Below are 23,634 nucleotides of genomic sequence, written 5' to 3' on the forward strand. Positions count from 1 at the left end.
TGGGCCGAGCCCACAGGTTAAAGTAGGATTACTTATTCAACTGGAACAGAGACATGCCCTGCATATTGGTAAAGGTGGTGTAAGACGCTTGCAATGCCGCCTGCTGCATGACGTAAGCGGAGGCGGCTGCGGTATAATCCACATCCACTAAGTCAGTCAGCCGCTGCTTATTACTCAAGGTGCGATCACTGCCCAAGCTATCCAGGCTATCTAACTCTTGCAGTTGAGTACCGACTTCAGACTGAACCGACAACACATTATTCAATGAGTTGGCCATGCCACGGATCCCTTGATCCATCTCAGCGTCTGCCTGCTCTTTTACCGCATCGGTGGCCCCTGAAAGTGGCGTCTTCAGCGATTTTAAAACCGTATCGATGGTATTAAAGATATTGGCTTCAGAGGCGACCGGATTACCCGCAGCATCATCAGGTTCAGGTTTTGCATTACTGGTCAGCGCCATAAAAACACTGGATCCAGTGTGCCCGATGGTCATCGAACGGTTGGCATCCACTTTTTGCTCGATGGCAACATCCCCACCCTGATAGGTCACCTCACCGGTGGCACTGACCACAAAGGGCGGTTGATCACTTTTAAACGCGGCAAAAGTGTAACGACCACTGCCGTTCGTCGAGTTGGCCTGATTGACCAACTGATCTTTTAAGCCCTGCAACTGAGTGGCGTAAGAGGCCCGATCATCGTCACTCAGCACGTCAGACTTAGCACTGATAATGACGCTTTGGATCGACTGAATGGTGCTGGTCACCTGCGCCAGTGTTGTGGTTTCTTGTGACAACTCATTACGGGCAAAGCTACGTGCCAACGTATATTGGTTATTTTCCGATTGAGATTGCGACACCATCACCGCTTGTGACGCAGCCATAGGATCATCAGAGGGGTTAACCACGCGCTTACCGCTGGAAAGCTGCTGGCCCGACTGCATCCAAAGGGATTGAGCATTGGTCACGCCCTGCATAGTTTGCTGATAGATCATGTTAGTACTTAAGCGCACAATGTCGGTTCCTTTTAGTAACAGTTCAGCCAGTTAAGGGTCTCAACGAACAAACTGGCTAAACGCAAAATAAGATAAGTCGCGGCAGCGAAGGCGTGCCGCAGACAAGGCGTTAACGTATATCCAATAGCGCATTAAACAGCGTCGAGGCCGTTTGAATCACTTGCGCATTCGCCAAATAATATTGTTGGAAACGCTGTAGATCACCGTACTCTTCATCCAGATTCACGCCGGAAATAGACTGCTGTTCGGCGGTCAACTGGGTCACAATATTGGCTTGCGCCGTACTGTTGGTTTTTGCGGTACTGGTCTGGTTACCGACATTACTGACTAATCCGGCGTATGCGCCCGAGAGGGTGGCTTTACCTTCCACCAGTTTCTTGGTTTGCAGGTCCAGTAAAGCTTTGGCGTTAACGTTGTCACTCTCACCACCATCCGCCGTACCGGCAGCGGCAATTTTGCTGGAGTCGGTAATATCAACCTGTAGGTTAGCCGCCACATTCGAGACGGTTTTCACCAAGAACTTATCTTTGGCTTGCGCGCCACCGGTGCCGTTATCAATGCTGACGGAGAGACCGTCGAAGCTCAAACCAGTGGTATCGCCACTGCCATCGAGCACCGGATTGGCTGGCACTTTGGTGTTATCCGACAGTCGGGTCACCTGCCAATTGGTACCATCAAATTCCACGCTGTAGTCGCTGGCTTTGACTTTCGAGGTATCGGCATAGCTCACCGTCAGGCTGGCATCACCCTGATTTTTCGCATTTTTCAGCACATTGGGCTGAGCAAAGCTGAAGAAGTCTTCACCTGGATCGCCATTGATATCAAACCCAGCTTTATGCTGTGTGTTAAAGCTATCCGCCATCGTCAGGGCCAGTTGGCCTAATTGATTGCGCGCGCTATCCAGTGCTTCACTGCGGAATTTCAGGGTGCCGCCGAGGCTACCTGTGGTCAGGCGGCTTTCATCCACTTCGATCACATCACCGCTACCATATTTGTAACCAATGGCAAGCCGAGTGGCATCACTGCTGGATGGGATGGCTTCAACTTTGTAAGAACTGGAGCCTTGTACCAATGGCAAGCCGCTGGCAAAAGCGACGTTATAGGCATCACCATCTTGTTGAGTGACGGTCACGCCCACAATCTGGTTCAGCTCAGTCACCAGTTGGTCGCGCTGATCAAGCAAGGCGTTGGGTTCGCTGGCACTGCTCCCGCGCAGGCGAGTAATCTGATCATTTAACTTAGCGATTTGCTCGGCATAGTTATTAATTTTGGTCACGCTTTCGGTGATCTTTTGGTTGACGCCTGTATCCATGTCACGCAGATATTTATCCGCATTCTGGAACTGGTTAACCAGCCCTTCTGCCTTGCCCAAGACCGTTTTACGCGCAGCGTCATCGCTCGCGTTGCTCACCAAATTTTGCAGGTTACTAAAGAAGTCCTGCATGGTGACCGAGAGGTTATTGGAGGAGTTGGACAGCAAGTTATCGATTTGCGAAATTTGCTGATAATAGGTAGTCAAGCCGCTGCTTTGCGTCTGTGAAGTGCGTAATTGGTTGGTAATAAAGGAGTTATATTCGCGGTTCACACCGGTCACTGTCACGCCATTACCAATAAAGCCTGCGGGGCTTAATGTTCCACCGTTTTGCGCAAAGATGGCGTTCTGGCGGTTATAGCCAGCCACCTGGAAATTACTGATATTATTGCCGACGGTGCTCAGGGCATATTGCGCTGCGCTCAGACCACTCATCGCAGTATTCATTAAACTATTGGACATGAAGAGATCCTTTTACAGCAGGCAATTAACATCATGCACCTGCATTTATTCATATTGGGATACTGCCTGAGGAGACCTAAGCCCCCGCACAGCCTGTAATGATTATCGGCCCGACATTGAAAAACTTGAGTAAAAATATGGGGGTTATTACCAGTCAATCCAATGAGTCAAGACGTGCACCGTTACGGTGAGAATAGCCAGTTGATATTTATCCAATAGGCGTTATTGTCGCAGGCAGCTTGGGTGCGGTCAGCGCACAGGCAACGGAGCGTACACGTAGTACGTGACGACGCCGAGCACTGCCCAATCCCAAAATGACCCATAAAATAGCCTATTTTTAGAAGAGCTGGCTTAGGTCGCTGCTATAGGCTTTCACCGCCTGCTCACCGGCACTCTTCATCTGCTGAATCACGCTCACCAACTTTTGGGCATATTGCGGGTCAGTGGCGTAACCGGCTTGTTGCAGTGCATGTGCGCCCTGTTCAGGGCTTTGTGCGGCGGCAACATGGGCGTAGCGTGGATTTTGGGTCAGCAATTTAACGTAGTCACTGACCGCCTCGACATAAGAACCATAGACCCGGAAGCGGGCCTTGGTCTTCGTCGCCACACCCTGATCATATTCGGTGGTGGTAATTTCACTGACCGGTCCATCCCAGTTGCTGCCCGCTTTAATACCAAAGACGTTGTAGCTGGTTTTGCCGTCTGCGGTGGGGATCTCACGTTGACCCCAGCCGGACTCCAGCGCAGCCTGCGCCATAATCAGTTGATGAGGGATGCCACTCTGCTGACTGGCAATTTGTGCCGGAATCGACATCCGCGCCACAAAGTTACCGGGGCCTTGTGGCAGTGACGCGACATTGTTGGTCGGTACTGTCGGCATGGCCCGACGCACCATTTGAGCCAATGCCTGAGCCGGTAACGTCTGCAAGACTTCATCATCCAGCAACATCGGCGTGGTACCCGCGGTTTCACTTGGCGAGGTGGAGCCTGACAGCTGCTTCACCATCATGTCGGCCAGACCTAACCCCTTGACCGACATTTGTTGAGCAATCTGCTGGTCATACATCGAAGTATAGAGCCGGGTTTGATCACTGTTCATCACGCCATCTTGCGGCAAGGCCGAACGCATGCTTTTCAGCATCATCTGCACAAACATCCCCTCCACCTGCTGGGCCACCTTTTTCAGGTTCCCCTCGGGGTCTCTTGCCGCGTCACGTTTTAGCGCACTCAGTGATTGGGTATCATAGGCCGCCCCTAACATTTCATTGGTTGTACCGGACATTGCCATCAGATCGCTCATCAGATAATCTCCAATTTAGCCCGTAGGCAGCCGGCACTTTGCATCGCTTGCAAGATAGACATCAAATCGATCGGTGTGGCCCCCAGCGAGTTCAACGCACGAACCACATTGTTCAGATTCGGGCTAGCATTGACTCGCTGCAACACGCCACCTTGCTGCTGAACAGAGATCTGGGTGTTCGGTGTCACCACCGTCTGACCGCCGCCGAAAGGCGTATCCGGCTGGCTGACAGTATTTTGCTTATCGACCACCACCGACAGATTCCCTTGCGCCACCGCACAGGAGTCCAGCACCACATTGCGGTTCATCACCACCGAACCGGTACGGGAGTTGATAATCACCTTGGCATCACCGGCATCGACATTCACCGGTATATTCTGGATATCGGCCAGGAAACGGACCTGCGAACTGTTACCGCGTGGCACCAAAACCTGAATGGTGCGCGCATCAATCGCGGTCGCCGAACCAAAGCCGCGTTGGCGGTTAATAGCGTCACTGACTTGCTGTGCCAGGGTGAAATCTTCGGTATTCAATTGAAGATTAATCACGCCATCGGAGCCAAAGGTGGTTGGCAGTTCACGTTCAATCGTGGCCCCCCCGCTGATGCGGCCGCCGGTCAATTGGTTAACTTGCACGCTGCTGCCACCGGATGAGGCCCCTGCGCCGCCCACCAGCACGTTACCCTGTGCCAAGGCGTAAACCTGATTATCCACCCCTTTCAGTGGGGTCATCAGCAGTGTGCCGCCACGAATACTTTTGGCGTTCCCCATGGAGGAGACCACCACATCAATGGTCTGTCCGGCGCGGGAAAATGCCGGTAACTTAGCCGTGACCATCACCGCAGCTACGTTTTTGAGCTGCATGTTGGTGCCCGGCGGTACGGTAATCCCCAGTTGCGACAACATGTTACTCAGGCTTTGCGTGGTAAACGGCGTCTGCATGGTCTGGTCACCGGAGCCATCCAGCCCCACCACCAGGCCATAACCGATCAACGCGTTATCACGCACTCCCTGAACGGTCACCAAATCGCGGATACGCTCTGCTTGCGCGGGCATCCACACTAGCGAGAACAGCGTAATAATAAGTGTGACAAGTGACTGTTTACGCATCTTAGGGCCTCTTAGTACGGCGAGATATTAAGGAAGAACCGCTGCAACCAGCCCATGGTTTGCGCTTCATTGATATAACCATTACCCACATACTCAATGCGTGCATCAGCCACCTGCGTTGAGGTCACGGTATTGCTGCCGCTGATGGTGCGTGGGTTGACGACCCCAGAGAAGCGAATAAATTCGGTCCCCTGATTGATGGCGATCTGTTTCTCACCCACCACATGCAAGTTGCCGTTCGCCAGCACTTGATCCACCGTCACGGTGATGGTGCCGCTGAAGGTGTTATTGGCATTCGCCCCACCCTTGCCACCAAAGGTGTTGTCGCCGGAGATATCCATGTCGGCGCGGGCATTGCCCAGCAAGCCTTCCAAATAGCGAGGCGCAGTCGCCACACCAAATTTACTTGAGCCATTGCGGCTGGCATTGGCGGAGGAACTTTTACTGGCGCTGACATTTTCCTGCAAGGTAATGGTCAGCGTGTCACCGACGTTACGTGGGCGACGGTCTTCAAATAGCGGCTGATAACCATAGTTCATCGGCTGGGCAGCCTGAAAAATAGAGCCATTTGGTAATGGCGCACTGGCCGGTGCTGGCTGTGCAGAGGTCGTGCCATCCACCAGTGATTTATGCGGAATATACGCGCAGCCATTGAGTAGCATTGCCGTCAACGGCATGCAGACCCATTTCAATCCACCTGATTTGCGCAGCGGCTTTCTGTCCATCTCTGATTATCAGTCCTGTTACCGGTGAGAGGCTGGCGAGGTCAGCCCCGAATACTCATTATTCTGCGGCAATCAGGGGGCGCGATGGCCCCCCGAAAGCAGATTTACAGTTGGGTCAGTTTTTGCAACATCTGGTCGGAAGTTGAAACCGCTTTACTGTTGATTTCATAGGCACGTTGCGTCTGGATCATATTGACCAACTCTTCCGCCACATTGACGTTCGAGGTTTCAACATAACCTTGATACAGCAAGCCGCCGCCGTTAAGACCCGGCGTGGTTTCATTCGGCGCACCGGAGCTGGCGGTTTCCTGATACAGGTTTTCACCCACACTTTCCAAGCCGCTGTTATTAATGAAGGTGGTCAGTGTCAGTTGCCCCACTTGCTGTGTGGCGGTCTGCCCTTGCAAGGTGACACTGACGATACCGTCACGGCCCACGGTCATGCTCAAGGCATTCGCTGGGATGGTGATGGCGGGTTGAACCTGGAAACCACCGGCGGTCACTAACTGGCCGTTTTGGTCAACCTGAAAAGAACCATCGCGGGTATAGGCATTGGTGCCATCAGGCATCTGCACCTGAAAGAACCCCTCACCTTTAATGGCGATATCTTTGGTGTTATCGGTCTTGGACAGGTTGCCTTGACTGTGCAAACGCTCAGTTGCCACCGGACGAACCCCCGTACCAATCTGTAAACCCGACGGCAAGGTGGTCTGTTCGGAGGATTGTGCACCCGGTTGACGCATGGTTTGGTACAGCAAATCTTCAAATACCGCACGCTGGCGTTTAAAGCCATTGGTGCTGACGTTCGCCAGGTTGTTGGCGATGACGTCCATGTTGGTTTGCTGTGCATCCAAACCGGTTTTGGCAATCCATAGTGATCGGATCATCAGTTTATTCCTCTGCGCCTGCGCGCTTAGCCCATTGCTAACAGCTGATTAGCGCGCTGTTCGTTTTCATCCACACTGTGGATAATTTTCATCTGCATTTCGAAACTGCGGGCATTGGCAATCATGTCAGTCATGGCTTCAACCGCTTTCACGTTACTGCCTTCCAGCACACCCGGCATGATTTTAATCAGCGGGTCATTGGCCAACTGAGCACCACGCGCCTGTTGTGTCGCAGGGGTCAGATGGAATAAACCGTCATCACCGTGCATCACTTCACCCGCCGTTGCTCGCACCCGTTTGATCTGGCCCAGTTGCGCAATGGTATTGGGTGAATCACCGGCGTTCAGTGCCGAGATGGTGCCATCTGCGGCAATGGTCACTGCTGCTTGCGGAGGCACTTCGATCGGACCGTTGTCACCCATTAGCGGGTAGCCTTGCACCGTCATTTGGCCGTTTGCCGCAACCTGAATATTGCCGTTGCGGGTATAGGCTTCAGTGCCATCGGGCAGTTGCACCGCCAGATAACCCTCTTGCTGCAAAGCCACATCCAGCGGTCGACCGCTGAAATTCATCGTCCCCTGGCTGATATCCACGCCGGGCGTCGATGCTACCGCCATGGTGCGGGTTGCCATGCTCGGCCCGTCGATTGGTACGGCACGCATGGCAGACAACTGCGCGCGGAACCCCGGCGTAGATGCGTTAGCCAGATTGTTTGCCGTGACCGCCTGCTGATCCAGCGACTGTCGCGCAGCGCCCATCGCGGTATATATTGCGTGATCCATGAGCTTATCCCGTCAGTTCGATTAACGCAGGCTAACCAGAGTTTGTAAGATCTGATCCTGGGTTTTGATGGTCTGTGCGTTGGACTGATAGTTACGTTGCGCCACAATCATGTTCACCAGCTCTTTACTCAAGTCCACGTTAGAGGACTCCAGCGCACCACTGGTCAAGGTACCGAAACCACCACCGCCCGCCGTTCCCAGCATTGGGTTACCGGAGGCCAACGTCTCTCTCCACACGTTGTCGCCTTCAGATGACAGCCCTTCTGGGTTGGCAAAGTTAGCCATCACGATTTGGCCAAGCAACTGAGTCTGTGAGTTTGAGTAGGTACCCACCACAGAGCCATCGTTGTTGATCTGAAAGCCGGTGAACTCACCTGCCGCATAGCCGGTTTGGTTTTGTGAAACAATGCTGTCGGTGCCGGTATTTTGCTGCTTAGTTCCTGCCACACTCAGCGTGAAGGGCGCGGCTGTTGCGCCGTTCACGATCCCCATTGGGATAGTCAGGGTAAAGTCAGTGGCACTGGCGGGGTTCGCCCCATTGGTGACCGTCTTCAGCGCACCATTGGTATCAAACAGCATGGAGCCGCGAAGTAAGGGGGCTGTTTGCGCTGGATTAGCGCTGCTATCGCGGGTATAGACGTCCCAAGAGTTACCATCGACCGAACTTTCAGTACGCTTAACATAGTACACATTGATCTCATGGCGGTTACCCAAGGTATCGTAGGTGGTCATGTTGTTGACGAAGCTGTAAGTGTCAGGCTTATCGGGATCGAAGGCCGGAGCGGCTGGAACGATGTCGTGGGTGGAGGTCAGGTTCGCCACCATGGAGCCGGAGGTGGTGGCTTTAGCAGAGATCATATCCTGCGGGATAGACAGCGGAACGGGGTTCGCGCCCTGCTGAATGGTTGGCGGCGTCCCGGTTGCCGGATAGCCGGTCAAGCTCAGGCCCTGCATGTTGATGATATTGCGATCCGCATCCAGCTTAAATTGGCCGTTACGCGCATAGAAGATACCGCCGCTGCTGTCTTGCATCCGGAAGAAACCATTCTGGCTGATCGCCAAATCCAGACGACGGTTTGTAGTGGTGGCAGTACCGTCATTAAAGTCCTGAGTAATCCCCGCGACTTTTACGCCCATACCGGTTTGAGAACCTGCAAACATATCGGCAAAAGAAACTGAGCCGGCTTTAAAACCTGACGTCGCCGAGTTGGCGATATTGTTACCGATCACATCCAGATTGCTGGATGCTGCGTTCAAACCGCTGACTGCTTGAGAAAAGCCCATTTTCTTCTCCGTTAAATTCGGGGTCCGTTACAGACCTTGCACATTGATGACATATCAAAGGCTGCTGTTAAATTGAGGGTGCTTCAGTTCGAATCCCTGGCCCACCGTCGTATTGGTTTTGCTACTGTTTCAGACGAATCACTGACCTACAAAATCTGGCGCACTTTATCCATGGTGATAGTTCCCGCCAGACCGAGATCCAGTTTGGCACCATCACTGCCACGAGTGACCCCGTTGACTACGGCATAACTTAACGGCGTCGCCACCATGGATGCCCCAGCATTACTGGCAGCAATCGCCACGGTGTAAGCGCCATCCGGGGCATTGCCACCGGCATCCAATGAGCCATCCCACGTAAAGGCATGGACACCCGCCGTCAGACTGCCAATTTCAATAGTGCGCACCACCTGACCATTCTTATCGCTGATGGTGGCAGTCACTTTGTCAGCCGCACGATCCAGCTCAACGCCGAATGGTGTCGTGGTGACGACGCCATCTTTACTGCCTGCCAGCACATTGGTGCCTGGGATCATCACCCCGTGACCAATCAAGCTACTGGCTTGCAGGGACTGGCTGCTGTCAATTTGACCGGAAATAGAACCCAGTGTGGTATTCAGTTTTTCAATGCCACTCACGGTGTTGATCTGCGCCAATTGCGTGGTCAACTCGTTGTTTTGCATTGGGTTGGTCGGGTCCTGATTTTTTAACTGTGCCACCAACAACGTCAGGAAGCTGTTTTGCAGATCCTGACTGGTGCTGCCACTGGTGGTGGAACTCGTGCCACTGCTGCTGTTAATGCCGTAATCGCTATCAGTCAGTGAATTGGTAATGGCCATCTATACAGACTCCTGTTATTGACCCAGTGTCAGCGTCTTGAGCATCAGAGATTTGGTGGTATTCAGCACTTCAACATTGGCCTGATAGCTGCGCGAGGCGGAGATGGTGTTCACCATTTCGCCGGTCACATCCACGTTAGGCATACGGACGTAGCCCTTGGCATCAGCCAGCGGGTTACCCGGTTGAAACACCAAACGATCCGGTGCAGGGTCATCGACAATCTGTGACACACGCACGCCCCCCGTCTCCTGCCCCGGTTGAGCTGCAACCTGAAACACCACTTGCTTAGCGCGGTAAGGCTGACCATCTGGGCCAGTCACGCTGTCGGCGTTAGCCATGTTACTGGCGCTGACGTTCAGTCGTTGCGACTGAGCTGATAATGCTGAACCGGCAATATCAAAAATATTCAGTAAAGACATGCGTCTTATCCTTGTTGTAACACTGACAACATCCCTTTGATTTGGCTGCTAATCACAGTCAAATCAGTCTGATATTTCAGGCTGTTATCGGCAAAGTTGGTACGTTCACGGTCCATATCCACGGTGTTGCCATCCATTGATGGCTGGTCCGGTACGCGGAATAACAGATCAAGATCAGGGGGTTGAACCGTACTTGCCGGGATATGACGGGCTGACGTTAAACTGAGCGACACCCCTGTTCCGCTAGCACGTCCTTGCTCCATCACTTTTTTCAGTTGGCTGGAGAAATCAATATCACGTGCCTGAAAGCCAGGTGTATCCGCATTCGCAATGTTAGACGACAGGATCTCCTGTCGTTGAGCGCGCAAGTTCAGCGCCTCTTGTTGAAAACGCAGAGCACCGTCCAGTTTGTCGAGCATAGTCCCCCCGCAAGGTTAGAATTTGGAGTCGACAGCATAAACGTCGTATAGGAAAGCCTATCGCCAGAATAAGAGCAAAATGCGTCGCTATTTATCCCCTTAACCTGATAAAGGTACGGGTACACTAAGGGATAAAAGGGGGCTGTATCTCGAAGACAGCGCCTGGGATTACCCGATTGCGGCGCTGGAGAAGGAAGTGATGGTAATAAAAAGAGATATCGCCAAAACCTTAGCGTTGGGGCTACTGCTTGTCAGCCAGGTATTCAGCCATCAGGTGATAGCGGCAGATTTATCCGCGCAGGTGAATCAATTCTTCCAGCAGCAATATCCTGATAAAGAGAGCCAGGTTAACGTCATCATCAAGACGCCGCAAAGCCAGTGGCCGCAATGCGAAATGCCGGAAATCACGCTGCCGACCAACGCTCGCCCTTGGGGGAATATCAGCCTGTCAGTACGCTGTGATGGCGTGCGCCGTTTTGTCCAGACACAAGTTCAGGTCAGTGGCCGCTATGCTGTCGCCAGTCGTCAACTGGCGGCTGGCGCGAAAATCAGCGCACAGGATGTTGAGATGAAGCAAGGCCGATTGGATACCCTGCCGCCCGGTGCCTTGCTGGATCCGCACTTTGCGCAAGGCGCAGTCAGTTTGCGGCACATCAATGCCGGACAACCCTTGACCCGCAATATGTTGCGCCGTCTGTGGATCATAAAATCGGGGCAGGATGTGCAGGTGCTCGCGCAGGGGGAAGGGTTTAATGTCAACAGCAATGGCAAAGCGATGAACAATGCAGCCATTCAAGATAACGTTCGCGTGCGCATGGCATCAGGTCAGATAGTCAGTGGTACAGTGGCCGAGGATGGCACCATTCGCATTATGCTATAACCCTTCGCCCTTAAAGTTGCAGGGTTGTTAGCTGCAACGTCAAGTTCTTTGGGTATCATGATTAAAGTTTTTTTAACCTTTGCCGATAACGTTAATATGCAGTTATTTGCGGGTAAAAACAGTGACAATCCCGCCATCACATTGCGGGTCGATCAACGTCAATCCCGCTCTAGAGGGAGCAACACAACATGAGTATTGAACGCACTCAACCGCTATCACCAGCAACAAAAGTGCAGACACGGGAAATCAGTGACATTGCGCAACAGTCGCGTAAGCCTTCTACCCAGACAAAAACAGAAGTAAGCGGTACAGAGGTTAAATTGAGTGATGCGCAGGCAAAACTGATGCAACCGGGCAGTCAGGATATCAATGTAGAACGTGTCGAAACGTTAAAACAGGCTATCCGTTCAGGCCAACTGACCATGGATACCGGTAAAATTGCCGATGCCCTACTGAAAAATGTCGCGGATGACCTCAAGAACAGTTAGTCATAGCGCTAGTACCAAAAAACCGTATTCATCGTAAAGGAAAAGTCGTGGTGGAGAGATTACAGATCAATCTGGACCAGCAATTGGAACTGCTAGAATCATTGACCACGGTCGTGGCACAAGAGCAGCAATTACTTTGCGCGGGTCGGATTCAAGGCATGGTGCTGCAAGGGGTGACTGAACAAAAAAGTTCAATCCTGGCGACGCTGGCGTATCTGGATCAAACCCGACTCACCGCTGAAACTGCGGCCAAGATTCACGCGCCCTATAGCAACAATCAGGCGCTCGCCGAGCGGTGGCAACGGATGTTACAACTGGCCGAACACCTTCAGTATGGCAACCTACACAACGGGTTACTGCTGCAACAGCACATTGAGCATAATACTCAGGCGCTGGCTGTTCTGAACACACGCCACGGTCAGTCACTGTATGGGCCTGACGGTCACGCCAAAGGTGCCAGCTTGCTGGGCCGTAAAATCGGCATTTGACACTCCCCACACAGCCTGAACGAATTTATCTGCCACAGAGATTAACTGCCGCATCGCGGGGTTTGTCTCTGTGCGACTCCTCTGCTCTGCTCCCCATTTTTAAGTTCCTACTCCATTAACTTCCTACCTACTCAAAAAAGGGTTTTTTCTCTTTTTTTGCGTCGCGCTACTCTGTGATGGCTAAGCACTGTTTGCTTGGTTGCGAGGAGGAGAGATGAAAAAGCAGAGAGTAACGATGTTGTGGGGTTTGCTGTTTTGCGGGATGTTGGCACTGTCGATGACTCAGGCAGCGCCAGTCGCAGAAATCAAAGAGGGGCATTTCCCTTACGATTTCTGTTTCACTTGCACTCACCCCATATGGGGTTAGCGATAATTAACCATGACCTGATTGTTGATCACTTGTAGCTGCGGGTTGACCCGACCTTTGCCAGCCATGAAGTAGACAAACGTCAGTTGAGTCGCTGCCGCTTCACCGGCCAACCCCCGACTTTGGCCGCTGCCGCCCTCAAGGGGCATACAGCGAGTGGGGGTGCATAACTTCACCTGTAAGCCATCTGGTGCTGCTGACATTAATTGGTAGCGCCAGCCTACTGACACAATCCGTGCATTATCCAAAGACAGCGCCGTCGGTGATTGTAGCGGCTTGGCAGAGGTCGCCACACCGCGCAAACCCTGGGTTACGCCAATATCGTCTGCCACCCAACTCCCAGATGCCACGGCATTCAATGGCAACAAACAGACTGAAAGCAGACCAGCAAACATCACGTGAGAGAGACGAGTCGGCATCAAGCAGCTCCTATCGTTGAGGTCATACGGATCTGGCGATTATCACCAATTTCCAGATTAGACAGCACCACCATCTGCGGCAAACTACGGCGTAGGAAGCGGGCCAATAGTGCACGCAATGCATGATTAACCAGCAGCACTGGCGGTGCACCCAGCATCTCTTGCCGTTGCAGCGCCTGTTTGGATTGCTCCAGCAGACGATCAGCCAGACCCGGTTCCAAACCACCACCACCTTGTAGCGCCTGTAACAACAAGCGCTCCAATGCAGCATCCAGCCCAATAACCTGAATTTCACCGGTACCGGGGAACCACTGTTGTGCAATAGAGCGCCCCAGTGCGACGCGCACTACGGCGGTCAGCTCGTAAGGGTCAGTTTGATTTGGCGCGTGCTCCGCTAATGTCTCAATAATGGTGCGCATATCGCGGATTGATACCCGCTCCAATAGCAGATTTTGCAGCACTTTGTGCAACGTGGTTAAGGTCACGATGCCGGGAATCAAGTCTTCTGTCAGCTTCGGCATCTCTTGTGTGACCCGATCCAGTAGTTGCTGGGTCTCCTGACGGCCAAACAGTTCACTGGCAAATTGGCTAATCAGGTGATTCAGGTGGGTCGCCACCACGGTACTGGCTTCAACCACGGTAAAACCTTGAATCTGAGCCTGCTCACGTAAGGCACTTTCGATCCAGACCGCCGCCAGACCAAAGGCTGGATCATGGGTGGCCTCGCCGGGTAATGTCCCGACCGCATTGCCTGGGTTGATGGCCAGCCAGCGCCCCGGATGGGCTTCGCCACTGCCAATCTCTACCCCTTTCATTAATATCCGGTAGTTGGCCGGTGGCAGTTCCAGATTATCGCGGATATGCACCACGGGCGGCAGATAGCCCATCTCTTGGGCAAACTTTTTGCGGATGCTGCGGATGCGCCCCAGCAACTCGCCATTTTGCTGGAAATCCACCATCGGAATCAGGCGATAGCCCACTTCCATGCCCAGCGGATCTTCCAACTGAACATCTGACCAGGTCGCTTCAGCCGCTTGTTGTTGATCCTGAATCACCGGTGCTTCTGCGGCAGCCGGTTTTTGTGTCTGCTTACCGCGTAAACGCCAGGCCAATGCCAGCAAGGCGACGGTGAACAGCAGGAACACAAAGTTTGGCATCCCCGGCACCATGCCGAGCAAACCCAGTACGCTAGCACTTAATACCATCACCCGTGGGTTGTTGAACAACTGGGTGACCATCTGCTGGCCGACGTCCTGATCGGTACTCACGCGGGTCACGATGACCCCCGCCGCAGTGGAGATCACCAAAGCGGGAATTTGCGCGACCAGACCGTCACCGATGGTCAGCAAGGTATAAGTTTCTGCCGCGTGGCCTACCGCCATACCGTGCTGAAGTACCCCAACCAGTAAACCGCCGACCACGTTAATGACCATGATCATTAACCCGGCAACCGCATCACCGCGCACGAATTTACTGGCCCCGTCCATGGAACCGTAGAAATCAGCCTCTTGCGTCACATCTGAGCGGCGTTTTTTTGCCTCATCTTCGCCAATCAGCCCCGCATTTAAGTCGGCGTCGATCGCCATCTGCTTACCGGGCATCCCATCCAGAACAAAGCGCGCGCCAACCTCAGCAATACGCCCCGCCCCTTTGGTGATCACCATAAAGTTGATGATAACTAAGATGATAAATACCACGATACCGATGGCGAAGTTACCGCCCACCAGGAAGTGACCAAATGCTTCAACCACTCGGCCCGCCGCTGCGGCCCCGGTGTGACCATCCATCAAAATGATACGGGTGGAGGCGACGTTCAGGGATAAGCGCAGCAAGGTTGAGAACAGCAAAATAGTGGGGAATGCCGCAAAATCCAGTGTGCGCTGAGTAAACATCGCCACCAGCAACACCATAATGGAGAGCGCGATATTGAAGGTAAACAGCAAATCAAGGATGAAGGGTGGCAGTGGCAAGACCATCATCGACAAGATCATCAGAATCAGGATTGGCCCAGCAAGGATCTGCCACTGCGTATCTTTAAAGTTGCCCGGTAAACGAAGCAGGGCGGCCAAATTTGCCATTAGTCAGTCTCACTCTCTGTTGCAAAATCCAGTGCTTCCGGCACTGGCAGATGTTCAGGTTTTTTCGGAATTAACCCACCTTCCCGCTTCCAACGTTTCAGTTGATAGACCCAGGCAAGCACTTCCGCCACCGCAGCATAAAGGGTGGCGGGAATGTGCTGTCCAACCTCACTGTGCCGGAACAGTGCCCGCGCCAGCGGCGGCGCTTCTAATAAAGGAATACGATGCTCCGCGCCCAGTTCACGAATTCGCAGTGCAACCGCCCCCGCGCCTTTCGCTAACACTTTGGGCGCACTCATTTTTGCCTCGTTGTACTGCAAAGCGACCGCATAGTGCGTCGGGTTAGTGACGATGACATCAGCTTTAGGGATATCTGCCATCATGCGGCGGCGGGCCATCGCGCGTTGCTGCTGACGGATACGCCCTTTCACATGGGGGTCACCCTCTTGATCTTTAAATTCGTCCCGAATCTCCTGCTTGGTCATACGCAATTTTTTGATATGGCTGGTTATCTGGAAAAATACGTCGAAGCCGACCATCGGTGTCAGACCTAAGACCACCACCAGTCCGCAGATAATAATTAAGTGGAGCGCATCACCTAACGCTGCCACCGGCGGGGCCGCAATCAAGCGCATGATGTCTGGCCAGTTATGCCACAAAAATATGCCGGTCACCCAGCCGACCAGCGTCGCCTTCAAAATCGCTTTCAGTAGTTCAGCCAACGCCTGAGAAGAGAACATGCGTTTTAAACCTGAAATCAGGCTCATGCGTTGCAGATCAAATTTGATCGATTCACCGCTAAACAGCACGCCCCCCAACAGCATCGGAACGGCCAGTGCCACTATCACCAATCCGGCAAAAATCGGCACCAGGGCTATCAGTGTTTGACGCAGCAACATGCCCAGTTGTCGCAGCATTTGCTTATCGTTAGTGACGACGCCGTGATCGAAATGCAGCCCTTGCGCAATCATGGCGGCCAGTTGTCGCGCCATCGACTCTCCGGCAAACCACAAGATCGCCAAACCGGCCCCGAGCATCAGCATCGAGGTCAGTTCGCGCGAGCGCGGGATCTGGCCTTTCTCGCGAGCCTTCTCCAGCTTGTGGGCTGTGGGTTCCTCGCTTTTTTCCAGATCGCTATCTTCAGACACAGCCAATATTCCTATTCAGCGTGAGCGTTCCGTATCAGAGAGATGGATAAGAGATAAAAATTGCTGCTTAGCATGACAAACATTCAGTCAGTCTATGGATGGAACAACGCGGTAATTAGTGGGTTATTTATTGGATGAGGGTTATCTGTCAGCCTGGGTCAGCCAACTTGAGGGTTGACTGCAGATCGGAACGACTACAGATGAGAACCCCCTCTCATCTGTAGTTATATTAGGGTTATCTGGTCGCTTAGAAGCCCAGACTATCCAGCAGGTCATCAACCTGATCTTGATTGGCAATCACCCCTGCACCGGTTTTATCCATTTGCGGCCCATTAAGTAGACTGTCGGTCGGCTTTTGCGGTTTGGACGGCATATCTGGGATGTTCTCCATCAAGACCATCAACAGTTGCTTCTCAATCTCTTGCACCACATCCATCATGCGCTTGATAACCTGACCGGTCAGGTCTTGGAAATCCTGCGCCATCATGATCTCCAACAACTGGGCGTTGGTAAATGAGGTGTGCTGTGGGACCACATCCAGATAATCACGGGTATCCGTGACCAGCGAACGCGCATCAGAAAGCTCGATTGGATTAGCAAACCACTCATCCCAGCGAACTTTGAGCGCTTTCGCCGATGACTCCAGCTCATTCTGGCGTGGCTGGGCCGCTTCGACGCAATTTAATGCTCGCTCTGCGGCCTGCGCTGTCATATGGACCACGTAGTCCAGACGATCACGGGCATCCGGAATGGCTTCTGCGGCCTGAGCAATCGCCTGATCCAAACCTAACTCGCGCAGGCTGTCGCGTAACATCCGCGTCAGGCTACCAATACGGCTAATAATATCACTGGCTGATGCCGCATCTGATGCGGGCATTTGATGGTTACTCATTCCGCCTCCTTACATACCCAACTTTTCAAAGATCTTATTGAGTTTCTCTTCCAAGGTAGCGGCAGTGAAAGGCTTCACTACATAACCACTGGCACCGGCTTGCGCTGCTGCGATGATATTCTCTTTTTTAGCTTCGGCAGTAACCATCAAAACCGGCAGAGAATTCAGAGCACCGTCAGCACGGATCGTTTTCAACAGGTCTAAGCCATCCATGTTTGGCATATTCCAGTCAGAAACCACAAAATCAAAACCACCCGTTCGTAATTTATTCAATGCGTCGACACCATCTTCGGCTTCATCCACATTGTTAAAACCCAGCTCTTTCAGCAGGTTTCTGACAATACGACGCATGGTCGAAAAATCGTCTACCACCAAAAATCTGAGATTCTTATCCGCCATACCCACTCCTAAAGTTTGTTGCTCATCACTGAGCGATTAACGACCAAAACCGACTTACACCTGATCTATCCCCAAAGACATTGGTATTGCAGCAAGCAAACACATCCCGATGAGCTTACATAAGTAAGTGATTCGGGCGCGCGCGGTTAACACCGCTGCAATGTCAAGAACGAAGGGGGTTATATACGTAGGGCTTGGCCACTACTGATTTGTGCCAACATCCGCTGGCTTATCTGATTCAGATCCAGCACTTCATTCACGCCGCCCATGCCAATAGCCTCACGCGGCATCCCGAAGACCACACAGCTGGCTTCGTTTTGTGCAATGGTATAAGCCCCTGCCCGATGCATTTCCAGTAAACCGGCTGCACCGTCATTGCCCATACCGGTCAGAATCACCCCCACTGCGTTGCGCCCTGCATACTGCGCCACCGAGCGAAATAACACGTCGACCGAGGGCCGATGGCGATTCACCGCCGGGCCGTCATGGATGCGCACCTGATAGTTTGCCCCACTACGCGCCAGTTCCATGTGTCGATCACCGGGTGCAATATAGGCGTGTCCGGGCAATACACGTTCACCGTCTTCTGCTTCCTTCACCGTAATCTGGCACAATTTATTGAGCCGCTCAGCAAATGAACGGGTAAAACCCGGTGGCATATGTTGAGTAATCAATAGCGCCGGACTGGTTGGCGGCAAGGGTTGCAATAGGGTACGGATAGCTTCAGTCCCCCCCGTCGATGCCCCAATTGCGATTAACTTTTCACTACTGAGCAACGGGGTGTGGGTCAGCATCACCGGAGCATGTTCTGGGCCGCGTTGCGGCAGGCGGGCTTTCGCGGCAGTACGGATCTTCTCCGCAATTAACTCGCTGTAAGCCAGCATCCCCTCGCGGATACCCAACTGCGGTTTGGTGACGAAATCGATCGCCCCTAACTCCAGCGCCCGCATGGTGATCTCGGAGTTCTTACCGGTTAATGATGAAACCATCACCACCGGCATTGGCCGCAACCGCATCAGTTTCTCAAGGAAATCCAAGCCATCCATGCGCGGCATTTCAACGTCGAGCGTCAATACCTGCGGATTGAATTTTTTGATCAAATCGCGGGCGACCAAAGGATCAGGTGCCGCTGCAACCATTTCCATATCTGGGTGACTGTTGATAATCTCTGTCATTAGCTGACGCATCAATGCAGAATCATCAACGCACAATACTCTGATTTTACTCATCACCTCTCCTTGGTCAGTCCATAAACGGTCTGCCCGCGCAAATAGAATTCCCGACTAATTTGACTGAAATTCTCCGAGTGACCCGCAAACATCAGGCCGCCGGGTTTTAGCAAAGGGACAAAGCGACGCAGAATGCGCTCCTGCGTCTCTTTATCAAAATAAATCATCACGTTACGGCAAAAAATAGCATCGAATTGTCCCGGTAATGCCCACTCTGGTGCCAATAGATTAAGTTGCTGGAACTGAATCATATTGGCCAGCTCTGGCCGCACCCGCACCATGCCCTGATGAGGGCCTGTGCCACGCAAGAAATAGCGCTGCATCTGTTGCGCCGACAATGAACGCAGTTCATCCTGCCGATAGACACCGCTGGTCGCTTTCTCCAGCACTTGCGTATCGATATCACTGGCCAAGACCTGACAAGATCCGGCCCGATTTCCCAACGCATCACTTAATGTCATGGCGATGGAGTAAGGCTCTTCACCGGTCGAGGCTGCCGTGCTCCATACCGAATAGTTTCCCGCACGCTGGCGAGCATGTTCAGCCAGAATCGGGAAATGGTGCGCCTCACGGAAAAATGCCGTCAGGTTGGTGGTCAAGGCATTCACAAATGCCTGCCACTCTGCACTATTCGGGTCGCTCTCCAACAAAGCCAGGTATTGACCGAAATCGTTGATATCCAGCAATCTTAACCGCCTGACCAAGCGGTTATAGACCATTTCCCGTTTGTGATCGGCCAGGACAATCCCGGCTCGCTGGTAAATAAGTTGGCAAATGCGCCGGAAGTGGACATCCGACAGCGGGAGCCGTTGAATCATCTGGGTCAGGATCGACCCAGACTCTTGGGGTGATGGCTGAGCAGCTTGATTTAAAGACGATTGTTTCATCGATGATGATTTCATCCAGCCTCCCCCCACAACACAGTCTTGGTTACGTCATTTGACAATCTGGGATTTCCTTTGCGACCGTTGCTTTTACAACAGATTGCTTACTACTGCCTTGCCCCTCCCCGCTGTCGCTATCCTGCTCCAAACGAAAAACAGACACTGCATTGGAGAGCATACTTGCCTGCTCTTCCAGTGCGTTAGCCGCAGCCGCAGCCTCTTCCACTAATGCGGCGTTTTGCTGAGTGACCTGATCCATCTGTGTTACCGCGAGTGAAACCTGCTCAATACCTCGGCTTTGTTCATCCGAGGCGGAAGCGATTTCACCCATAATGTCGGTAACCCGAGTCACTGAGCGAACGATCTCTTCCATGGTAGTACCCGCATTTTCAACCAGTGTGGACCCCTGGCTAACACGGCTGACCGATTCATCGATCAACACTTTAATTTCTTTTGCTGCCTGCGCACTGCGCTGGGCCAAATTACGCACTTCACCTGCCACGACCGCAAAACCACGCCCCTGTTCACCGGCGCGGGCGGCTTCAACGGCGGCATTCAATGCCAGAATATTAGTTTGGAAGGCAATACCATCAATCACGCTGGTAATGGCACCAATCTTCTTCGAGCTGGTCGCGATATCATGCATGGTGGTGACGACACTGCGGGTCAACTCGCCCCCTTTCGCGGCGGTTCCCGATGCATCTCGCGCCAACTGTGTTGCCTGACGCGCGTTATCCGCATTCTGTTTCACGGTGGCGGTCAGTTGCTCCATACTGGCGGCGGTTTGCTCCAGTGATGCGGCCTGCTGCTCTGTTCTCGCGGACAGATCATTGTTACCCGCCGAGATCTCCTGAATCCCCGTCAACATAGATTCGGTCCCATCACGGACGTGGCTAACAGTGGTGATTAGCGAGTGCTGCATGGTGCGCAAACTGGCGAATAGTTGGCTGATTTCATTGCGGCCAGCGACATCGATCTGGGCCGATAAATCCCCCTCAGCAATGCGATCGAAATGGGCGCGCATAATCTTCAGTGGGTTGACGAACATGGTGCGTAACCAGACCAGCGAAGAGATCGCCATCAGAATCACCATCAAAATCGCGCCACCAAATATCCAGATGGAGAGATGGTAAGCCTGCTGATTCTCGGTACCCGCCTCGGCAATCACCTCATTGGCGTATTGCAAATACTGCAAAAAATCTGCTTCGAACAGATCCTGTGTTTTCTGGGTGGGCTGGTCCATAAAGCCTTGTAGGTTACCGGCTTCCAGAAAATCGATTAATTGCCGTAACGAGACCCGTAAATTCTGATAACTGTTTTTGGTGGCATCCATCAGCTCACCACCGGTGTCACTCTCATCCAAGCGCGGCACCGCCAAGAACTGATTAAAATAGAGATCTGCTTTCTGCAATGAGCTGCGGGCATTGCCCATTAATGCGTTAACTTGCTCCTGAGGGACTTTGAGAGCCGAGCGAGTCCCCGCTCGGTTTAAGGTATTACGCGCCTGAAGCAAGGATACCCAACTGAGGCTTAATGCATCCCGTTGCTGACTACTGAGATCCACACGATTTAAGTTTTGGTAGTCTGAGCGAAACGCCGTAAATGACAGACCACTTGAAATTAACTGTATCGAGCAGATCAAGATGAGTAACAGGAAAAAGCTGGTAGAAATCCGGATTCGGCCAAACATCGTAACCTCTTCTCAGCCGGCTCATTGGCCGGCTTTATCTATTTTTTGTGTAGGGGAGGACGTCTAGAAAGTTTCCCAGTTATCTTGCAGGTCACTTCCCAGTGTCTTTTTAGCAGTACCGCTCAGATCCTGTGTCGGCTGCTTGGTTTTTCTCACATTTTTTGTGCTACTACCGTTATCCATACGCAAAACGAATACGGACATGGATTGGGTCAACATACTGGCTTGCTCTTCCAGTGCTGCGGCGGCAGAAGCAGACTCTTCCACCAACGAGGCGTTTTGCTGGGTCACGCGGTCCATCTCGGTGACGGCCTGACCAACCTGGTCGATACCGCGGCTTTGTTCATCAGAGGCGGAAGCGATTTCACCCATGATGTCCGTGACGCGCGTGACGGCATTAACGATATCGCCCATGGTTTCACCGGCACTTTCAACCAGTACTGACCCCATATCGACACGGTTAACCGAATCTTCGATCAAGCCCTTAATTTCTTTTGCTGCTTGTGCGCTGCGTTGCGCCAGATTGCGCACTTCACCAGCGACCACGGCAAAGCCGCGGCCTTGCTCACCGGCACGGGCCGCTTCTACGGCGGCGTTCAGTGCCAGAATATTGGTCTGGAAGGCAATGCCGTCGATGACGCTGGTAATATCGGCGATTTTCTGTGAACTACCGGCGATTTCGTGCATGGTCTGCACCACATTTGCCACAACTTTCCCGCCTTTTTGCGCGGTTTCTGATGCACTCAGTGCCAGTTGGCTTGCCTGACGGGCATTTTCAGCATTCTGTTTCACCGTGGCGGTTAACTGTTCCATGCTGGCCGCAGTCTCTTCCAGCGAGGCCGCCTGCTGTTCGGTACGCGCGGACAGATCGTTGTTACCGGCGGCAATTTCAGATGCCCCGCTGTAAATGGCATCAGCGCCTAGACGCACGTCGTTAACGGTAGTCGCCAATTCAGACTGCATGTGTTTCAGGCTGGCAGCCAAGGTGCCCATTTCATTGCGGCTATGCACTTCGATGGTTTGGGTCAAATCACCATTGGCGATATGTTTGATGTGCTCTATCAGGTGTTTCAGCGGATTAATCAAGATGTGCTGCATACCCAGCCATACCACGATAATCACCGCTAACACCGCGATCAATACGGTGATAATGACCCCCATCGCAAAGCTGAAGGACTGGTTGCTATCTTCCACGGCGGAAGCATACAGGCGGTCGTTTTGTGTCAGGTAGGTGTTGTAATCCTGCTCAAAAGCATTCTGGAAACTGGAGGTTGGCTGATCAAAGAATTCGTTGATCTTGCCCGCTTCCATCAATTGGATAAGCTCAGTCAGTGCGCCAAAGTATTGGTCATAGGTCTGTTTTAATTTTTTAGCTGATTCTGCATCTTGCTGACTATCCAGCGGAATTTGTTCATATTGTTTAAAACGGTCTGCCGCCACACCCAGTGTGCCTTTGGCTGAAGCCAAAAGATCATTGACCGTAGGGCCGCTGCCGGTGTGATTGACATCCATCATGTAGCGGATGCCTGCGCGGTTCAGTGTATTACGTGTTTGCAGCAGATTGACCCAGCTTTCATTCAACACCGATTGTTGCTGACGGATAACTTGCAAAACAGCGAAGTTTTCTTTGTCATTTTTTAGGGAGTTGAAGAAAAGCCCGCTGGAAACCAGCTGTAAGGCACCAAATAGCACTAACACCAGCAGCAGGCTGGTGACCACTTTCATACGCTTAAACATGTTGTCCCTTCATAAGTACGTCAAAACATAGGTATGTCAAAATACGGGTACGCCAAATCACAAGACGCCTAATTAAGTGTGTTATCGGCATTAAGGGGGGGAACTTTACTGGAGAGGGGGATTATTTTTTTCACAGTTAAGGGGGCTGGTTAGCACTTGGGTTGGTTTTCGTTTAGGACTGGATCTGGTTTCGGTTGATTGCGCTCAACATCAAGACCCTTGGTTTTGACCTTGATGTTTAAAGCACATTTGAGCTGCCGAATGAAGAGAGAAGGCAAGGAAAACGGGCAGGACGCCCGTTTTAGGCGCCATGAGCAGGGATGCGAATAAAGCCGTCCGTCAGCCGAAACGATGAATGAGGGAACCTGCGAAGCAGGCAAGCGATGC

Annotated in this window: 24 protein-coding genes; 4 read left to right on the forward strand and 20 right to left on the reverse strand. The window is 52.6% G+C overall.

The annotated features are described in order from the left end of the window. Window positions 1-28: 28 nt before the first annotated feature. The 11 genes from flgL to flgB all read right to left on the reverse strand — a co-directional run bounded on the left by flgL (window position 29) and on the right by flgB (window position 10,548). A complete protein-coding gene (gene flgL / locus ACZ76_RS01025; RefSeq protein ID WP_048615998.1) occupies window positions 29-1,009 on the reverse strand; it encodes a flagellar hook-associated protein FlgL in 981 nt (326 codons plus the stop codon). 112 nt (window positions 1,010-1,121) lie between these two features. Further along, on the reverse strand, window positions 1,122-2,786 hold the full coding sequence (gene flgK, locus ACZ76_RS01030; RefSeq protein WP_048616000.1) for a flagellar hook-associated protein FlgK: 1,665 nt from the start codon (window positions 2,784-2,786) through the stop codon (window positions 1,122-1,124). A gap of 337 nt (window positions 2,787-3,123) precedes the next feature. After that, window positions 3,124-4,086: a flagellar assembly peptidoglycan hydrolase FlgJ gene (gene flgJ / locus ACZ76_RS01035; RefSeq protein ID WP_048616002.1), complete on the reverse strand. Its 963-nt coding sequence runs from the start codon at window positions 4,084-4,086 to the stop codon at window positions 3,124-3,126. Continuing rightward, window positions 4,086-5,195: a flagellar basal body P-ring protein FlgI gene (locus tag ACZ76_RS01040; RefSeq protein ID WP_048616004.1), complete on the reverse strand. Its 1,110-nt coding sequence runs from the start codon at window positions 5,193-5,195 to the stop codon at window positions 4,086-4,088. Before ACZ76_RS01040 ends, flgJ begins: the two co-directional genes overlap by 1 nt. A gap of 11 nt (window positions 5,196-5,206) precedes the next feature. Continuing rightward, window positions 5,207-5,920 (reverse strand): flagellar basal body L-ring protein FlgH, encoded by a 714-nt coding sequence (gene flgH / locus ACZ76_RS01045; protein ID WP_048616006.1) that lies wholly within the window; start codon window positions 5,918-5,920, stop codon window positions 5,207-5,209. A gap of 104 nt (window positions 5,921-6,024) precedes the next feature. Further along, window positions 6,025-6,807 carry a flagellar basal-body rod protein FlgG gene (gene flgG / locus ACZ76_RS01050; protein ID WP_048616008.1) on the reverse strand — a complete coding sequence of 261 codons (783 nt, stop codon included), beginning with the start codon at window positions 6,805-6,807 and terminating at the stop codon, window positions 6,025-6,027. A gap of 26 nt (window positions 6,808-6,833) precedes the next feature. Continuing rightward, window positions 6,834-7,589, reverse strand: coding sequence for a flagellar basal body rod protein FlgF (locus ACZ76_RS01055; protein WP_048616010.1), 756 nt, complete (start codon window positions 7,587-7,589; stop codon window positions 6,834-6,836). A gap of 21 nt (window positions 7,590-7,610) precedes the next feature. Beyond that, a complete protein-coding gene (flgE, locus tag ACZ76_RS01060; protein WP_048616012.1) occupies window positions 7,611-8,873 on the reverse strand; it encodes a flagellar hook protein FlgE in 1,263 nt (420 codons plus the stop codon). 146 nt (window positions 8,874-9,019) lie between these two features. Next, window positions 9,020-9,709 (reverse strand): flagellar hook assembly protein FlgD, encoded by a 690-nt coding sequence (gene flgD, locus ACZ76_RS01065; RefSeq protein WP_048616013.1) that lies wholly within the window; start codon window positions 9,707-9,709, stop codon window positions 9,020-9,022. Window positions 9,710-9,724: 15 nt separating this feature from the next. Beyond that, window positions 9,725-10,129: a flagellar basal body rod protein FlgC gene (flgC, locus tag ACZ76_RS01070; RefSeq protein WP_048616015.1), complete on the reverse strand. Its 405-nt coding sequence runs from the start codon at window positions 10,127-10,129 to the stop codon at window positions 9,725-9,727. A 5-nt stretch (window positions 10,130-10,134) separates the two neighbouring features. Then, window positions 10,135-10,548 carry a flagellar basal body rod protein FlgB gene (gene flgB, locus ACZ76_RS01075; protein WP_048616017.1) on the reverse strand — a complete coding sequence of 138 codons (414 nt, stop codon included), beginning with the start codon at window positions 10,546-10,548 and terminating at the stop codon, window positions 10,135-10,137. Window positions 10,549-10,747: 199 nt separating this feature from the next. Here flgB and flgA point away from each other — a divergent pair, with 199 nt between their 5' ends. From flgA to ACZ76_RS19300, 4 genes are all read left to right on the forward strand, one after another. Then, a complete protein-coding gene (flgA, locus tag ACZ76_RS01080) occupies window positions 10,748-11,428 on the forward strand; it encodes a flagellar basal body P-ring formation chaperone FlgA (protein ID WP_048616019.1) in 681 nt (226 codons plus the stop codon). A gap of 188 nt (window positions 11,429-11,616) precedes the next feature. Further along, entirely contained in the window at window positions 11,617-11,916 is a 300-nt protein-coding gene (gene flgM / locus ACZ76_RS01085; RefSeq protein WP_048616021.1) for a flagellar biosynthesis anti-sigma factor FlgM, read from the forward strand. Between the two features lie 47 nt (window positions 11,917-11,963). Next, a complete protein-coding gene (locus ACZ76_RS01090; protein ID WP_048616024.1) occupies window positions 11,964-12,404 on the forward strand; it encodes a flagella synthesis protein FlgN in 441 nt (146 codons plus the stop codon). Between the two features lie 214 nt (window positions 12,405-12,618). Then, complete coding sequence (locus ACZ76_RS19300; RefSeq protein ID WP_156312865.1) at window positions 12,619-12,771, forward strand: hypothetical protein; 153 nt, start codon at window positions 12,619-12,621, stop codon at window positions 12,769-12,771. On the opposite strand, the gene ACZ76_RS01095 is transcribed toward ACZ76_RS19300, so the two are convergent. The 9 genes from ACZ76_RS01095 to ACZ76_RS01135 form a co-directional block, all read right to left on the reverse strand. Beyond that, entirely contained in the window at window positions 12,768-13,190 is a 423-nt protein-coding gene (locus tag ACZ76_RS01095) for a flagellar protein FlhE (protein ID WP_048616026.1), read from the reverse strand. The genes ACZ76_RS19300 and ACZ76_RS01095 overlap by 4 nt on opposite strands. Then, window positions 13,190-15,268 carry a flagellar biosynthesis protein FlhA gene (flhA, locus tag ACZ76_RS01100; RefSeq protein ID WP_048616027.1) on the reverse strand — a complete coding sequence of 693 codons (2,079 nt, stop codon included), beginning with the start codon at window positions 15,266-15,268 and terminating at the stop codon, window positions 13,190-13,192. The genes ACZ76_RS01095 and flhA overlap by 1 nt, the downstream gene beginning before the upstream one ends. Next, window positions 15,268-16,416, reverse strand: a complete 1,149-nt coding sequence (gene flhB / locus ACZ76_RS01105; protein WP_048616029.1) for a flagellar biosynthesis protein FlhB — start codon at window positions 16,414-16,416, stop codon at window positions 15,268-15,270. Before flhB ends, flhA begins: the two co-directional genes overlap by 1 nt. A gap of 247 nt (window positions 16,417-16,663) precedes the next feature. After that, window positions 16,664-17,308, reverse strand: a complete 645-nt coding sequence (gene cheZ, locus ACZ76_RS01110) for a protein phosphatase CheZ (RefSeq protein WP_032815463.1) — start codon at window positions 17,306-17,308, stop codon at window positions 16,664-16,666. Window positions 17,309-17,317: 9 nt separating this feature from the next. Then, window positions 17,318-17,707 carry a chemotaxis response regulator CheY gene (cheY, locus tag ACZ76_RS01115; protein WP_048616032.1) on the reverse strand — a complete coding sequence of 130 codons (390 nt, stop codon included), beginning with the start codon at window positions 17,705-17,707 and terminating at the stop codon, window positions 17,318-17,320. A 179-nt stretch (window positions 17,708-17,886) separates the two neighbouring features. Next, entirely contained in the window at window positions 17,887-18,936 is a 1,050-nt protein-coding gene (locus tag ACZ76_RS01120) for a protein-glutamate methylesterase/protein-glutamine glutaminase (protein WP_048616034.1), read from the reverse strand. Continuing rightward, window positions 18,936-19,754, reverse strand: coding sequence for a protein-glutamate O-methyltransferase CheR (cheR, locus tag ACZ76_RS01125; RefSeq protein WP_048620140.1), 819 nt, complete (start codon window positions 19,752-19,754; stop codon window positions 18,936-18,938). The genes ACZ76_RS01120 and cheR overlap by 1 nt, the downstream gene beginning before the upstream one ends. Window positions 19,755-19,866: 112 nt before the next feature. Continuing rightward, complete coding sequence (locus ACZ76_RS01130) at window positions 19,867-21,510, reverse strand: methyl-accepting chemotaxis protein (protein WP_048616036.1); 1,644 nt, start codon at window positions 21,508-21,510, stop codon at window positions 19,867-19,869. A 63-nt stretch (window positions 21,511-21,573) separates the two neighbouring features. Continuing rightward, window positions 21,574-23,247 (reverse strand): methyl-accepting chemotaxis protein, encoded by a 1,674-nt coding sequence (locus ACZ76_RS01135; RefSeq protein WP_048616038.1) that lies wholly within the window; start codon window positions 23,245-23,247, stop codon window positions 21,574-21,576. Window positions 23,248-23,634 lie beyond the last annotated feature (387 nt).

The organism is Yersinia aleksiciae (assembly GCF_001047675.1).
Lineage (GTDB): Bacteria > Pseudomonadota > Gammaproteobacteria > Enterobacterales > Enterobacteriaceae > Yersinia > Yersinia aleksiciae.

What these genes read in the sequence shown, in the direction of transcription:
- flgK (WP_048616000.1), bottom strand. Translation starts at nt 2,786, where the DNA reads ATGTCCAATAGTTTAATGAATACTGCGATGAGTGGTCTGAGCGCAGCG.
- flgJ (WP_048616002.1), bottom strand. Translation starts at nt 4,086, where the DNA reads ATGAGCGATCTGATGGCAATGTCCGGTACAACCAATGAAATGTTAGGG.
- ACZ76_RS01040 (WP_048616004.1), bottom strand. Translation starts at nt 5,195, where the DNA reads ATGCGTAAACAGTCACTTGTCACACTTATTATTACGCTGTTCTCGCTA.
- flgH (WP_048616006.1), bottom strand. Translation starts at nt 5,920, where the DNA reads ATGGACAGAAAGCCGCTGCGCAAATCAGGTGGATTGAAATGGGTCTGC.
- flgG (WP_048616008.1), bottom strand. Translation starts at nt 6,807, where the DNA reads ATGATCCGATCACTATGGATTGCCAAAACCGGTTTGGATGCACAGCAA.
- ACZ76_RS01055 (WP_048616010.1), bottom strand. Translation starts at nt 7,589, where the DNA reads ATGGATCACGCAATATATACCGCGATGGGCGCTGCGCGACAGTCGCTG.
- flgE (WP_048616012.1), bottom strand. Translation starts at nt 8,873, where the DNA reads ATGGGCTTTTCTCAAGCAGTCAGCGGTTTGAACGCAGCATCCAGCAAT.
- flgD (WP_048616013.1), bottom strand. Translation starts at nt 9,709, where the DNA reads ATGGCCATTACCAATTCACTGACTGATAGCGATTACGGCATTAACAGC.
- flgC (WP_048616015.1), bottom strand. Translation starts at nt 10,129, where the DNA reads ATGTCTTTACTGAATATTTTTGATATTGCCGGTTCAGCATTATCAGCT.
- flgB (WP_048616017.1), bottom strand. Translation starts at nt 10,548, where the DNA reads ATGCTCGACAAACTGGACGGTGCTCTGCGTTTTCAACAAGAGGCGCTG.
- flgA (WP_048616019.1), top strand. Translation starts at nt 10,748, where the DNA reads ATGGTAATAAAAAGAGATATCGCCAAAACCTTAGCGTTGGGGCTACTG.
- flgM (WP_048616021.1), top strand. Translation starts at nt 11,617, where the DNA reads ATGAGTATTGAACGCACTCAACCGCTATCACCAGCAACAAAAGTGCAG.
- ACZ76_RS19300 (WP_156312865.1), top strand. Translation starts at nt 12,619, where the DNA reads ATGAAAAAGCAGAGAGTAACGATGTTGTGGGGTTTGCTGTTTTGCGGG.
- ACZ76_RS01095 (WP_048616026.1), bottom strand. Translation starts at nt 13,190, where the DNA reads ATGCCGACTCGTCTCTCTCACGTGATGTTTGCTGGTCTGCTTTCAGTC.
- flhA (WP_048616027.1), bottom strand. Translation starts at nt 15,268, where the DNA reads ATGGCAAATTTGGCCGCCCTGCTTCGTTTACCGGGCAACTTTAAAGAT.
- cheZ (WP_032815463.1), bottom strand. Translation starts at nt 17,308, where the DNA reads ATGAGTAACCATCAAATGCCCGCATCAGATGCGGCATCAGCCAGTGAT.
- cheY (WP_048616032.1), bottom strand. Translation starts at nt 17,707, where the DNA reads ATGGCGGATAAGAATCTCAGATTTTTGGTGGTAGACGATTTTTCGACC.
- ACZ76_RS01120 (WP_048616034.1), bottom strand. Translation starts at nt 18,936, where the DNA reads ATGAGTAAAATCAGAGTATTGTGCGTTGATGATTCTGCATTGATGCGT.
- cheR (WP_048620140.1), bottom strand. Translation starts at nt 19,754, where the DNA reads ATGATTCAACGGCTCCCGCTGTCGGATGTCCACTTCCGGCGCATTTGC.
- ACZ76_RS01130 (WP_048616036.1), bottom strand. Translation starts at nt 21,510, where the DNA reads ATGTTTGGCCGAATCCGGATTTCTACCAGCTTTTTCCTGTTACTCATC.
- ACZ76_RS01135 (WP_048616038.1), bottom strand. Translation starts at nt 23,247, where the DNA reads ATGTTTAAGCGTATGAAAGTGGTCACCAGCCTGCTGCTGGTGTTAGTG.